The sequence below is a fragment of the Frankia sp. AgPm24 genome, from assembly GCF_023243055.1.
GTDB classification, from domain to species: domain Bacteria; phylum Actinomycetota; class Actinomycetes; order Frankiales; family Frankiaceae; genus Frankia; species Frankia umida.
On the sequence record NZ_JALKFW010000174.1, the window covers coordinates 19894 to 33007 of the forward strand.

Consider the following 13114-nt stretch of genomic DNA (forward strand, 5'->3'; position numbering starts at 1 on the left):
ACTCACGCGCGAACGCGCGCAATGTCACTGATCGGTTACGCTTCTGCACGAAATAGCGCGCTCAGACTTCATTGAGCAGTCGGCCAACGACAGATTACGCTTGATCGTAGCTTCTTGAGCGCTTTACGTAAGATCCCTTTCACGTCCCGACCGAAACCACTCCACACAGCGATGCCCGTGAATCGCGCGCTGTAACCGCCTCGACTACCAAGAGCCGAGGATCCGAACACCGTATGTCACGGTTATGCCAACGGCGTAACTGTGAGTCGCCTGCGACCGAGCAGTCAACCGGGCGGTGGTGTGACCGTGACGGCCTAGCGGGACTGGCGGCGGAAGGCACCCCGGCGCCGCGACGCCGCCGGCCGACCGGCCAGGCGAGCGGCGAGCTCACGGATCGCGAGCCGGGCCGGGGAGGCGGGGGCGATGTCACGCAGCAACTGGCCGGCGACCTGGGCGGCGTCCAGCCCGGCGAGGTCGTAGGGCACCAGCGCGACCGGCTCGCTGCCGGTGTGCCGCAGGATCGCCCGGCTCACCTCACGGGCCGGCTCGCCACCCACCACCGAGGCGCGTAGCCGGTTGACCACGATCAGCGGCTCGACGGACGGCACACTCTCCCGCAGATCCGCCAGACCCCGGACGAAACGGACCAGACCCACCGGCTCCGCCGAGGCGACCGCGAGCACGATGTCCGCCGCCTCCAGGACCGCGAGGGTCGCGCCGTTACGCCGCGGGGCCGCCGTGTCGAACGACAGCTCCTCGTCGCTTTCCAGGCAGAAGCCGCAGTCGACGACGATGTACGCCGACAGCCGCCGGGCCAGCGCCAGGACCGTCTCCATCGACGCCGGGCGCAGCTCCGGCCAGCGTGACGGACGGGAGATCCCCGGCAGCACCCGCAGCCCGTCACCGAGATCACGACACAGCATGGCCAGACGCGGCACGTCCAACAGGCCCTGGTTGGCCGAACGAGCCGCGGCGGCAAGCCCCGGCGCCTCCTCCAGCAGGCCCACCAGCTGGCCGATCGCACCCCCGTAGGAGTCGGCGTCGACCAGCAGGGTCGAGATCCCGAGCGCGGCGATCTCCGCGGCCAGGCACAGCGCGAGGGTCGTGCGACCCGGCGCACCCGCCGGACCCCACACCGCGATCACCCGCCCGGCACCGACCTCGGGCACGTCCGCGGCGTCCCCGCCGACGCCGAACGGGGCGAGTTGACCGAAGCCGGGCAGCGCCTCGCTGTAACCACTCGGCCAGCCGGGGGCCGCGGTGGAACCGTTGCCGACCCCCGGATGCGTCGCCAGCGCCCGGGACGCCTCGACCACGGCGCCGGCGACCACCTCGGCGGTCGCATCGGCGGGAATGACCGCGGCGACGCCGAGCTGGCGCAACCGGCGGTCCGCGTCCTCGTCCCCGGGGGCGATCAGACCGACGACGGCGATCCCGGCGATGGCCAGGCGGGTCAGCGCGTCCCGGTCCAGCCTGCGCAGGTCGGCGGACAACAGGGCGGCGCGGGCCGCTCCGGTGGTCGCCGCGGCCAGCAGATCCGGCAGGTCGACGCAGCGGCGGACCACCGTCACCCCGAGATCGCGCCGGTCGAACGCCGACACGAGCCCCGCCTCCACATCGGAGTCGGTCACCGCGGTCAGGATCGGCAGGCTCACCGCCCGAACCCCGCGGTGGTGGTCGGCCCGGACGCGCCGACGCCACCGCTGGCATCGCGTTCCAGCTTCACGACATCGACCCGCTCGCTCTGCGACGCCGCCACCGCCCCGATCGCCCCGTCGATCGGCACCCGCAGGGTGATCGACCGGTCGCCGCTGGCCAGCTTCTCCATCTCGACGAACTCGACGTCGTGCAGCGCGAGCGTCTCGGCACCGGCACCCACCGCCGGCGCGGCCGTGCCGTTCGTACCGTTCGTGCCGGTGGCGTCGCCGCCGGACGTGGCGGCCGGGGTTCCGCCCGCCGCGGCCGCCCCGGCCTGGAAGACGTAGATGTCCACGTGATCACCGGACTCGAGCGCCGGCAGCCGACCGGCCTTGACGATGACGGGCACCAGCCGGGTCGCCGGCCGGTCACGCCCGGCGAAGTCGCCACCACTGACGAACTCGCCGGCGTTCACCGGACGGGCGAGCGTCGCGCCGGTCAGGTCGCTCACCCGGGCACCCGGGTAGTACCGGCCGGATGTGGTCCCGTCCAGCCGCGCGGACACCGTGCCAAGGTCGCCGGCGACGACGACGTGCCCCGCGGGAAGATCACCGCGGGCCACCACCCACTGCCGGGACGAGTCCGCCGTGGCGAACAGCCGCGCACCGACCACCACCGAGACGAGCACGAGCAGCACGCCCACGAGCAGCCGGGAATCCCGCCAGCGCCGTCGCGTGATCCGCCGCGCCGGGGGCGAGGCGGGCGGCGCGGACACCTCGGGACGGACCGCCGCGGCAAGCTCGGTCACCGGGAGACCTCCCTTTCTCCTGGCTGACCCGCCAGCGCTGGAACGCACCCTCCGGTCGCAGAGCGTACGTGGTCTAACAGCTCGAACCTAGTCATACCGGTGAGCTCGGTGGCCGCACAGCACCGCATCCCACCACATCCGACCACCCAGCGCAGCATCAGGCCACGCAACGTCAGAACTGCCCCACATCCCGACGTGTCCGGATGTCGCTCCCACCCGTTGGACGCGCAGGTCACCCCGGTCGATGCGCACCCATGCGACGCACATAGTGGCCACAATGCGGTCACGGCTGGGACTGGGGTCGCGACTGGGGCTGGGGCTGGCGGCCGGACCGCGGCCCTCGACCCGTCCAGCCAACGATCCCAGTCGAGGCGGTCGAGGGCGAGCGTGAGCTTTCGGGCGTGACTGGGCGCAGTTATCCACAACCTGAAGCATCTGCAGACGATGAACAGTGGAAACTCTGATACACACGTGAGGAGAGACATCCGGTCTCAGGAGGAGGACCCGATGAACGACCGCTTCCTTCAACTCAACGACGTGGCCGAGATCCTCAACATCTCCTCCAGCCAGACCTACGCACTCGTCCGCTCCGGTGAGCTGCCCGCGATCAAGATCGGCGGGCGTGGTCAGTGGCGGGTCGAACGCGCCGAGCTCGAGGGCTACATCCAGCGCGCCTACGAGCAGACCCGGGCGTTCGTGGCGGCCAACCCGATGACCCGCGGCGAGAGCATCCCCGAGGACTGAACCCCAGGAGCCGAACGCCGAGAACCGAACACCGGCCCGTACCCGGCCGACGTCCCACGGGCATCCGAGCCGGTGGCGCCAGGGCGTGTCCAGTCGGTGGTGCCAGGCGTCCGACCAGGGGTTTCAGGGGATGCGGCGGATGTAGGCGAGGGCGTTCAGCGGCAGTGTCCAACCCGAACGGATCTGCCCACGGCGCGCGAACTCGCCCACGGCGTGCTCGGCGACCTCGAGAAAGTCGGCCCCCACCCGGACGGGCGTGCCGTGCAGCGTCGTCCCGTCCACGAACCGCAGCGTGCAGGTGGACCTGTCCCGCACCAGTCCCCGCAGGACGTAGCGCAGGTCAAGCTTGGCGCCCAGGGGTCCCTCATGCCCGGGGGCGGCGGAGATGACCGACAGGTTCTCGACGGCGAGCAGCGCGCGCATCGGCACCAGCGCCTCCGTCGCCCCCGGTTCGGCCAGCAGCAGCCAGTCCATCCCGAGCGCCGCGAGCGTGCCGTGCAGGCTCTCCCCCGCGTGCTGACCGCCGAGCACCCGCAGGCGGGTCGGGTAGCCCACCACCGGCCGCATCCGGTCGATCATTCGCAGGTAGCCGGCCTCACGGCGGCTGCGGTCTGCGAGTTCGGAGGCGAGTTCCGCCGCCTCGTTCGCCTCCCACTGCAGCTCGAGATCGGCGAACAGGTCCTCCCAACGCATCGGATCTCCTTCGTTCGGCGTCTCATCCAACACATCTCGCGACAACCCAGCCTGCCTGACTTCACCCGGCCCACCCGGCCCGTCGGGCCTGGCCGGCCCGTCGGACGGCCCAGCCGCGCACAGTTTTCGGAGGCAACCGGGATTGACAGTCGCACGAAAGAGGGTTACACAACCAAACAGAGGCAAACGAAGAGTTTCGATACCATCCGCGAGACAGCACACCCGACAGACAGCACCTCGACGGTCACCACCGCGACGGGCCACGCACCAACGGACAGGGGATTCGATCATGGGCACGGGACGAGTGCGGCGCACGTCGGCGCGACTCGTCGGCGCGGTTGGCGCGATCGTCGTGGCGACCACCCTGATCGCCTTCGGACCACGCGCCGCCGATCTTCCCGCCAGCTTCCACGACCTGCCGGACTGGTTCACCGCCGCACCCGAGCAGGGGCTGGTCACGATCATCGCCGCGGTGGCGTGGCTGTGCCTGCTGTGGCTGTGCCTGGGCGTGCTGCTCGCCGCGGCGGCGGCCATCCCCGGCGGCCTCGGCCGGCTCTCGGGCGCGCTCGCGCGCCTCGTGCTGCCACGGGCGATGCGCCGACTCGTCGAGGTCAGCCTGGGCGTCACCCTCGTCGCCGGGATCGGACCGGTGATGACCGCCCTGCCCGCGATGGCCAACCCCGTGGTCCCGGCCAACCCCGGGGCTGGCGTCACCGCGGCGGCCTGGCCCGACCTCGACCGGCAGACCGCCTCCCGCACACCGCTGACGGCCGACCTGTCCCGTCCCAGCATGTCCGCCACCCCGGCACTCCCACCGGCCATGCCGGCTCACTCCGGCGATGCGGCGGTGGGTCCCAGCCCGACGCTGTCGGTTCCCGGCGTGGACGTGCCGATTCCGATCATCGACCTGCGTGAGACGGCCCCGGCCCCGACGACGGCCGCGTCGACACCGGCCGCGTCGACACCGGCCGCGTCGACACCGGCCGCGTCCGCACCCACCGAATCTCCGGAGGCCGCCCGCGGCGGTGTTCCGGTGCACACCGCCCCTGACCCCGGCGTGTCCGTCCCGCTCACACCCGCCCGCGTCTCGGCGGACTGGCCCGACCTCGGCCGGCCCAGCGCCGCGGCACCGCGAGCGGCCGCTCCGTCGACGACACCGCCCGGCCCGGCCCCTGCCGGCGGTACCTCGTCCGCCGCGGCCCCTGCCCCGGCCGCACGTACCACCCACGCACCCAGTCCTGCGCCCGGTGCCGACAGCGCACCGGGCGCAGGCACCGCCGCGGCGCCCCCGTCCAGGGCGGCGTCGGCGGCCCCGAACGACCCGCTTGTTCCGTCCGCGCACCGTGGCACGGGTGTACCCGTGGCCGGCGCGGCGGGCAGCGGCCAGCCGGGCGAGGAGCTCGTCGTCCGACGTGGCGACACGCTGTGGTCCATCGCGGCCCGTGCCCTCGGCCCCGACGCCACCACCGATCAGATCGCCGCCGAATGGCCCCGCTGGTGGGCCGCCAACCTGGGCGTCATCGGCCATGACCCCAATGTGATCCTTCCCGGCCAACGCCTCACACCACCCACCGGGCCCTGACCCCGCCCGCCGTCCACCGGAGCCAGCCGTGAACGCAGTCTGTGCCCTGCCCCATCCGCGACGATCCACGGCCGACCCCGGCCTGCGGCTGTTGCCCGTCACCGCCTGCGATCCGCCGTTCGACGGCGAGCCCGGGTCGCGCCCCGCCGGACCCCACCCGGCCGGGCCGGCCCACGCCGCGTCCCGCACGCCGATCGACCGCACGCCGCGGCGGCTGCCCATGCCCGACCTGCTCTTCACCGAATGCGGCCGGCCATCCCCGCGCTCCCCCGGCCCCGGCACCGGCACCGCCGCGACCACGACAGCGGCCGGCCCTTCCACCAGCCGACCCGGCGATGGCGGCCGGCCCAGCGAGGGCAGCCGAACCACCAACGGCAGCCGGTCCGCCAACGGCGTAACCACGTCCGGCAGGGCTACCACCAGGGGCACGGCCACCGGCAGGTCCGCTTCGACCAGGTCCACCTCGACCAGGACCGGTGCGACCAGGACCGGTGCGGCCACAGCCAGGACAGCCAGGGGGGTGACGGCCCATGGCGCCACCGCCCGCGCCGCCATGGCGGGCAACGCCCCGGCCGCGGGCGTCGGTGCCGTGGCGGACCAGCGCGCCGGCGAGGCCGAGCCGTCGCTGTCACCCCGGGTCGCGGCAGTGATCGTTGTTCGGGCGATCGTCGAGGCGCTGGCCGGTGCACGGCCGGTTTCGCACCTCGCCCGCTGGACGACCCCGCGGCTGCTCCACGATCTGGAGCGCACCGCCGCCCAGATCACCGACCGGCATCGCGGCCTGGTGCGTAGCGTCCGGGTCAGCGAGCCACGACCCGGTGTGGCCGAGGTGTCCGCGGTCATCAGCCGCGGCGCCCGGGCCGGTGCCCTGGCCCTGCGCATGGAGTCCACAGACGGCCGGTGGCGGGTCACCACCCTTCAGGTGGGCTGACCTCCGGCCGCCCCTGGCCGTGACCGGGTTCCGCGACCGGCCCCGCCTGGAGCCGGCGGTCAGTGACAGGTGAGCCGAGGGAGCGACTTGATGGCGATCCCTCGGTCCCTGAGGCGTCCAGGGCCAGGCCAGGCCCAGGCGGGGCTACTCGGCGGTGTCGGCGTTGCGCCGGGACGGGTCGCCGTGGCAGCGCTTGTACTTGCGGCCGGAGCCGCAGGGGCAGGGGGCGTTGCGGGCCGGGCGGGCGTTGGCGCCGGTGGACGAGTCCGAGTCGCCGCCGGCCGTCCGGCCTGGCCCGCCGCGGCCGCCGGGGCCGAGGGTGGTCGCACCGTTGTCGAGGACGGTGACCGGACCGGAGCCGCCGTCGACCGAGGGGGCGGTGTAGCGCAGCCCACCGGTGGGACGGCGCGGCTCGAGACCCTTGACGAACACCGGCGGCGGGGTGGGCTGTGCGGGCTGCTCCGGGGCGGGTCGTTCACCGACCGCCGCCAGGTCGCCTGCCTGGGGACCGCTCCCGTCGGGCACGACCGTGGGTGGCGCGGGCAGGACGGCGGCACCGGCGGGCCCGGCCACGGGCTCGCCCGGCTGCTCCACCACCTCGGTGGCCTCGGGCTCCTGGCCCGCGACCTGAACCTCGACGTTGAACAGAAGGCGGACGGACTCCTCCTTGATGCCTTCCATCATCGTCTGGAACATGTCGAAGCCTTCGCGCTGGTACTCGACCAGTGGGTCGCGCTGCCCCATCGCCCGCAGGCCGATGCCCTCCTGGAGGTAGTCCATCTCGTAGAGGTGCTCACGCCACTTGCGGTCAAGGACGGCGAGCACGACCCGACGTTCGAGTTCGCGCATGACCGGCTCGTCGTCGGGTGTGTCGCCGAGGTCGAGTTCGCGCCGGTCGTAGGCCTCCTGCGCGTCGGCCTGGACGTCCTCCAACAGGTGGTCGGAGCTCAGACCGTCACGGTCGTCGACCTCGGGAGCCTCCACACCGACCGGGTAGAGCTGGCCGAGCGCCGTCCACAGGGTGGCGAGGTCCCACTCCTCGGGGAAACCGTCCGCGGTGGCGCCGCGAACGTAGCCCTCGATGGTGTCATCGACGAAGTGGCGGACCTGCTCGTGCAGGTCGGCGCCGTCGAGGACCTTGCGCCGCTCCTCGTAGATGACGGTGCGCTGCTTGTTCATGACCTCGTCGTACTTGAGGACGTTCTTGCGGATCTCGAAGTTCTGGCCCTCGACCTGGGTCTGGGCCGACCGGATCGCCCTGGTCACGATCTTCGATTCGATCGGGACGTCCTCGGGGATGTTGAGGCGGTCCATGATGCCCTCGACGGCGGCGGCGTTGAACAGCCGCATGAGGTCATCGCCGAGGGAGAGGTAGAACCGCGACTCACCGTTGTCGCCCTGCCGGCCGGCACGCCCGCGCAGCTGGTTGTCGATGCGGCGCGACTCGTGCCGTTCGGTGCCAAGGACGTACAGGCCGCCGGCGGCGGCCACCTCCTCGTGCTCGCTCTTCACCGACTGGCGGGCCTTCTCCAGCGCCTCCTGCCAGGCGGCCTCGTAGTCGTCCGGCGTCTCGATCGGCGACAGGCCGCGCTGACGCAACTCGGCCTGGGCGAGAAACTCCGGGTTGCCGCCGAGCATGATGTCCGTGCCTCGGCCAGCCATGTTCGTCGCCACCGTGACCGCGCCCTTGCGGCCGGCCTCGGCGATGATGCTCGCCTCCCGCTCGTGGTGCTTGGCGTTGAGCACCTCATGCGGCACACCGCGCTTGTCCAGCTGCTTGGACAGGTACTCGGACTTCTCCACGCTGGTCGTGCCGACCAGGACCGGCTGGCCCTTCTCGTGGCGCTCGGCGATGTCCTCGACGACGGCGTCGAACTTGGCGATCTCGGTCTTGTAGACGACGTCCGCCTGGTCGATGCGGACCATCGGCTTGTGCGTGGGAATCTGGACGACGCCCAGGTTGTAGATCTGCTGGAACTCGGCCGCCTCTGTCATGGCGGTACCGGTCATCCCGGAGAGCTTGTCGTAGAGCCGGAAGTAGTTCTGCAGCGTGATCGTCGCGAGGGTCTGGTTCTCCTGCTTGATCTCGACCTTTTCCTTGGCCTCGATCGCCTGGTGCATTCCCTCGCTGTAGCGGCGGCCGTGCAGGACACGCCCGGTGAACTCGTCCACGATCAGGACCTCACCGTCGGTGACGATGTAGTCCTTGTCGCGCTTGTAGAGCTCCTTGGCCTTGAGCGAGTTGTTCAGATAGCCGACCAGCGGGGTGTTCACCGACTCGTAGAGGTTCTCGATGCCGAGCTGGTCCTCGACCTTCTCGACACCGGACTCGGTGATGGCGACGGTCCGTTTGCCCTCCTCGACCTCGTAGTCGACGTCCCGCTCGAGCAGCGGGGAGATCCGGGCGAACTCGGTGTACCACCGGGTCGGATGGTCGGCCGGGCCACTGATGATCAGCGGAGTACGGGCCTCGTCGATGAGGATCGAGTCGACCTCGTCGACGACGGCGAAGTTGTGGCCGCGCTGCACGAGTTCGTCGGCGCTCCAGGCCATGTTGTCGCGCAGATAGTCGAAGCCGAACTCGTTGTTCGTGCCATAGGTGATGTCACACGCGTACTGGGCGCGTCGGACACCGGGCGACATCTGCGGATGAATGATCCCGATACTGAGCCCGAGGAAGCGGTGCACACGGCCCATGTTCTCGGCGTCGCGCTGCGCGAGGTAGTCGTTCACGGTGATGATGTGCACGCCCTTGCCCGCCAGGGCGTTCAGATAGGACGGCAGCGTGGAGACCAGCGTCTTACCCTCACCGGTCTTCATCTCGGCGATGTTGCCGAGATGAAGCGCCGCGCCACCCATGATCTGCACATCGAAGTGACGCTGGCCCAGCGTGCGCCGAGCGGCCTCGCGCACCGCGGCGAAGGCCTCCGGCAGCAGGTCGTCCAGGGTGTCGTCACCCTCGGTGAGGCGCTGGCGGAACTCGTCGGTCATGCCGCGCAGCTCACCGTCGGACAGCCCGGTGAAGTCATCCTCGATCAGATTGACCTGCTCGGCGATCGCCTTGAGCTTGCGCAGAAGCCGGCCCTCACCGGCACGCAAGATCTTCTCTAGAACCACGGGCGAAACTCCTCCGGCAGGCATGTCGGCGACGTCACCGACGACACGATGCTAGCCCCTGAACCGACGCCTACATCCGACCATCGGATGCGGTTCCCGTAACGGCGCTCGCGGCGGACCAACGAAGGACGGGAGGACCGCTGATCAACCGGTTCCCAACTGGTTTACGGCCGGTTCCCGACGCGCACTCCGACCCGGGCCGCGAACCCCGCCAACCCGAGCCGCGAACCCCGCCGTGGCCCGAGCGCGGGCGCGACGCACAGCCGACTCACACCCTTCCTCCCACCCAACGATCGACGGGCCCGCCGGGTGCCCGCCGAACCCGTTCACCACCGCGGGACGTAGAACTGTGGCCATGCCCTCTCTCGAACCGGCGGAGATCACCGCCGGCCGCCTGCACCTGCGCCCCTGGCAGCCCTACGACATCGACGCCGTGTACGAGGCCTGCCAGGATCCGCAGATCGCCCGGTGGACCCGCCTGCCGCGGCCCTACCGACGGGCGGACGCCGAGTCCTTCGTCCGCGACCTGGCCCCCACCGCCTGGGCCGAGGGGACCGGCACCCCGTTCGCGGTGGTGGACGCGACGACGGAACGCCTGCTCGCGTCGATCTCGCTCATGGACATCTCCACGTCCGGGGAGGCCGAAATCGGCTACTGGTGCGCGGAGCACGCCCGCGGCCAGGGCGTGATCTCGCAGGCGGTGACGACCGTCACCCGCTGGGGCTTCGCGATGCTGGACCTGGCGCGGATCGAGTGGCGCGCCGCCGTCGGCAACGACGCCTCCCGACGGGTGGCCCAGCGCACCGGCTTCGTCCTGGAGGGGACGCTGCGCCAGGCCCTGGTGGTCGACGGCGGCCGGCGGGTCGACTGCTGGGTCGGCTCCCGGCTGCCCACCGACCCGCCACCGCGGTCCGAGCTCAGGTGATCTCGAGCAGTTTCTCCCGCACCGCGTAGACCACGGCTTCCATCCGGGAGTGCAGCTGCAGCTTCTCGAGGATGTTGCGGATGTGGTTCTTCACGGTGTTCTCGCTGATGAACAGCTGTTTGGCGATGTCCCGGTTGTTCATCCCCTTGGCGACGAGCCGCAGCACCTCCATCTCCCGCTCGGTGAGCCGGGGGGTGGGTAGCTGCGGCCGGTCATCCTTGTTCTTGATCATGGCCGCGAACTCGCTGAGCAGCTTGGACGCCATCGACGGGCTGATCAGGCTCTGCCCGCCGTAGACCGCGCGGATGTCCGCCGCCACCTCGTCGATCGAGATCTCCTTCAGCAGGTAGCCCATGGCGCCCGCCTTGATCGCGTCGTAGAGGTCCGCCTCCTCATCGCTGATCGTCAGCATCACGATCTTGGCGCTGGGCACCGACTCCTTGATCGCGCTCGTGGCGTCGATCCCACCTCGACGGGGCATCCGGACATCCATCAGGACGATGTCCGGCGCGGTTTCCTTGGCCATGGTCACGGCCTCGCTGCCGTCAGCGGCCTCGCCCACGACCTCGATGTCGACCTCCTGGCCCAGCACCATCTCCAGCCCACGGCGGAACAGCGCGTGGTCGTCGACGATGAGCACCCGGATGGGGTTGGCCCCCGATGGCGTCGGGGCCACCTCCTCGGAGCGCGGCTCCTCCACCGTCATGTGACCTCCCTGAGACCGTTGCTACCCCGACCCGTGCCGCTGCTGGCGACCGCACAGGGCAGCGGCAGCAGCGGCACGGTCATGTACTTCGACACGCGAGGCAAATGGTCCCACGTCAGCCGGTGGACGTGACCTGCAGATCGGCTAAAGAGCCGCGGAGCTCGCGTAGGCGTCGTGTTCCCGGGCCGCCTCACCGGTCTGCGACCGGCTGTGGGACAGCGCCGCCTCCAGCTCACTCGAACCGGTCAGCCGGATGACCCCGTAGTCGTAGCCAACCCGCCGGTAGACCACGCTGGGCAGGCCGGATTCGGCATCCAGGAACAGGTAGAAGTCGTGCCCGACGAGCTCCATGTTCGACAGGGCGTCCTCCAGCGTCATCGGGTCCGCCTCGTGCGTCTTCTCCCGGACGACAAGGGGGGCCTGTTCGGGTGACTCCGCCTGGTCGGCCTGCTGGCGGACCGCGTTGACCTGCTCGACGGAGGCCGCGACCACAGGACGGGCCGCCGCCGGCCCCGTCGCCGGGCGCCGCTCGTCGGGGGTGTGGTGGCCACCCGGCGCGAACGAGCCGTCGAGGGGCATCAGGCTTTCCAGCGGTACCGCGGTGATCCCGGCCGGCTTGCTTCCGGCGTGGTTGGAGTGGTGGCGGACCCGGCGGTCAGCGGCGCGTCGCAGCCGTTCGGCCAGCTTGTTCGCGGCAAGGTCAAGAGCGGCGTAGCAGTCGTCGGCGGCGGCCTCGGCCCGGATCACCGGCCCCCGCGAGTAGACGGTGAGCTCCACCCGGTCGCAGACGTCAGCCAGGCGCGGGTTGCGCTCCTTCGACAGTTCGACATCCACCCGGATGATGTGGGAGTCCAGCCGCTCAAGCTTGGCGAGTTTGGCCTCGACGTGCTTGCGGAACCGTTCCGGTACCGCGGTGTGCCTGCCCTTGACCACGATGTCCACGCGATCCACCTCCCGTTCAAGTGTCCGGCCACCTGACCTGCGTTCGCAGCCGGCCCAGGTGCCGGTGATCTCATCGCGCCCGCTCGTGCCCCCGTACCTGCTCCCGTGCCTGGCCGGGATGCTCGAGGGGCGCCCTGTCCACTCTGGTAACACCTTTCTGTCGTGCCGTTGCGCCGGTCGCGGCGGTCCGCGGATGGTTGCCCGCGATCGGCTCCTTCCCCACTGCGCCGGCCCTACTCCGATCGCACGCCCAGCATCCGCACGACTGATGCGCTATTCCGTTCGCCGTGCCCGGGCGAGCACTGCCCGACCTGAGCGTCTCGTGCGCACGCGTCCGCGGGGCGCGTACCGGTAGTTTCACCCGGACGGGCCATCCAGCCCCGCCAAGCCGACCTCTGCGCGCGTCGCCGCCGCCCCCAGCCGCCGGGCGGGTGTGGCGGCGCCTGTACGTCGCCGGGGGGTGGCCGCCACGAACACGGCCGCGTACGGGTGCAACGCGCCCTCGCGCAGCGCGCGAGCGGCCTCGCTCACAGTGGCGCCGGTGGTCACCACGTCATCGACGATGAGCAGCCGTGGACCCCCTGGCCCGGCTGCCTCCAGCGTCGCCGCCCGGGCCCGCAGCGCGAACGCGCCCGCGAGGTTGTCCGCCCGAGCCTGGATGCCCAGACCGGCCTGATCGGCCAGCCGCCGCACCGGGTGCAGCACCGGTGCCACCCGGACCCGGTAGCCCCGGCCGCGGAGCACCACCGCCGCCGCGGCGCACAGCATCTGGACATGATCGAAACCTCGACGCCGCCGAGCCGCCGCCGACGACGGCACCGGGACCAGCACCACCGCCGGACCAGGCCGGGCGTGAACGATCACCCGGGCGAGCGCGGCCCCCAGCGGACGGGCGAGATCCGTTCTGCGCCGCTCCTTGTAGGCCACCAGCAGCGCTCGGACCTGAGCGCCGTACCGGGCCGCCCCCCGGCACGGCGGCCGCCCCCGCCGCCCGCCCGGGCGGGGGGCGGGCGCCCCCGGCCCCGGCG

11 protein-coding genes are annotated in these 13114 nt (G+C 71.5%); 4 read left to right on the top strand and 7 right to left on the bottom strand.

Annotated features, from left to right (window positions below; genetic code table 11):
• Nucleotides 1-314: 314 nt before the first annotated feature.
• Nucleotides 315-1655 (bottom strand): chromosome partitioning protein, encoded by a 1341-nt coding sequence (locus MXD61_RS11560; RefSeq protein WP_248812839.1) that lies wholly within the window; start codon nucleotides 1653-1655, stop codon nucleotides 315-317.
• Nucleotides 1652-2446 (bottom strand): SAF domain-containing protein, encoded by a 795-nt coding sequence (locus MXD61_RS11565; RefSeq protein ID WP_248812840.1) that lies wholly within the window; start codon nucleotides 2444-2446, stop codon nucleotides 1652-1654. The genes MXD61_RS11560 and MXD61_RS11565 overlap by 4 nt, the downstream gene beginning before the upstream one ends.
• Before the next feature lie 507 nt (nucleotides 2447-2953).
• Here MXD61_RS11565 and MXD61_RS11570 point away from each other — a divergent pair.
• Nucleotides 2954-3190, top strand: coding sequence for a helix-turn-helix domain-containing protein (locus MXD61_RS11570; protein ID WP_163547579.1), 237 nt, complete (start codon nucleotides 2954-2956; stop codon nucleotides 3188-3190).
• A 123-nt stretch (nucleotides 3191-3313) separates the two neighbouring features.
• Here the strand turns inward: MXD61_RS11570 and MXD61_RS11575 are convergent, their stop codons facing one another.
• Nucleotides 3314-3883, bottom strand: a complete 570-nt coding sequence (locus MXD61_RS11575) for a hypothetical protein (RefSeq protein ID WP_248812842.1) — start codon at nucleotides 3881-3883, stop codon at nucleotides 3314-3316.
• Nucleotides 3884-4172: 289 nt separating this feature from the next.
• On the opposite strand from MXD61_RS11575, the gene MXD61_RS28020 reads away from it, so the two are divergent.
• Together MXD61_RS28020 and MXD61_RS11585 are read left to right on the top strand one after the other, a co-directional pair.
• Nucleotides 4173-5465, top strand: a complete 1293-nt coding sequence (locus tag MXD61_RS28020; protein ID WP_285223230.1) for a LysM domain-containing protein — start codon at nucleotides 4173-4175, stop codon at nucleotides 5463-5465.
• 28 nt (nucleotides 5466-5493) lie between these two features.
• Nucleotides 5494-6396, top strand: a complete 903-nt coding sequence (locus MXD61_RS11585; protein WP_248812843.1) for an Rv3235 family protein — start codon at nucleotides 5494-5496, stop codon at nucleotides 6394-6396.
• A 144-nt stretch (nucleotides 6397-6540) separates the two neighbouring features.
• On the opposite strand, the gene secA is transcribed toward MXD61_RS11585, so the two are convergent.
• Nucleotides 6541-9513 carry a preprotein translocase subunit SecA gene (gene secA / locus MXD61_RS11590; protein ID WP_248812845.1) on the bottom strand — a complete coding sequence of 991 codons (2973 nt, stop codon included), beginning with the start codon at nucleotides 9511-9513 and terminating at the stop codon, nucleotides 6541-6543.
• 355 nt (nucleotides 9514-9868) lie between these two features.
• Between secA and MXD61_RS11595 the strand changes: the two genes are divergently transcribed.
• Entirely contained in the window at nucleotides 9869-10438 is a 570-nt protein-coding gene (locus tag MXD61_RS11595; protein ID WP_248812846.1) for a GNAT family N-acetyltransferase, read from the top strand.
• Here MXD61_RS11595 and MXD61_RS11600 read toward each other — a convergent pair.
• From MXD61_RS11600 to MXD61_RS11610, 3 genes are all read right to left on the bottom strand, one after another.
• Entirely contained in the window at nucleotides 10431-11144 is a 714-nt protein-coding gene (locus tag MXD61_RS11600) for a response regulator transcription factor (protein WP_163547583.1), read from the bottom strand. The two genes, MXD61_RS11595 and MXD61_RS11600, sit on opposite strands and share 8 nt — an antisense overlap.
• 144 nt (nucleotides 11145-11288) lie before the next feature.
• Nucleotides 11289-12086 (bottom strand): ribosome hibernation-promoting factor, HPF/YfiA family, encoded by a 798-nt coding sequence (hpf, locus tag MXD61_RS11605; protein ID WP_248812848.1) that lies wholly within the window; start codon nucleotides 12084-12086, stop codon nucleotides 11289-11291.
• Between the two features lie 357 nt (nucleotides 12087-12443).
• A partial coding sequence (locus tag MXD61_RS11610; RefSeq protein ID WP_248812850.1) for a ComF family protein occupies nucleotides 12444-13114 on the bottom strand: 671 nt, incomplete at its 5' end.

What these genes read in the sequence shown, in the direction of transcription:
- MXD61_RS28020 (WP_285223230.1), top strand. Translation starts at nt 4,173, where the DNA reads ATGGGCACGGGACGAGTGCGGCGCACGTCGGCGCGACTCGTCGGCGCG.
- MXD61_RS11595 (WP_248812846.1), top strand. Translation starts at nt 9,869, where the DNA reads ATGCCCTCTCTCGAACCGGCGGAGATCACCGCCGGCCGCCTGCACCTG.
- MXD61_RS11570 (WP_163547579.1), top strand. Translation starts at nt 2,954, where the DNA reads ATGAACGACCGCTTCCTTCAACTCAACGACGTGGCCGAGATCCTCAAC.
- MXD61_RS11575 (WP_248812842.1), bottom strand. Translation starts at nt 3,883, where the DNA reads ATGCGTTGGGAGGACCTGTTCGCCGATCTCGAGCTGCAGTGGGAGGCG.
- MXD61_RS11600 (WP_163547583.1), bottom strand. Translation starts at nt 11,144, where the DNA reads ATGACGGTGGAGGAGCCGCGCTCCGAGGAGGTGGCCCCGACGCCATCG.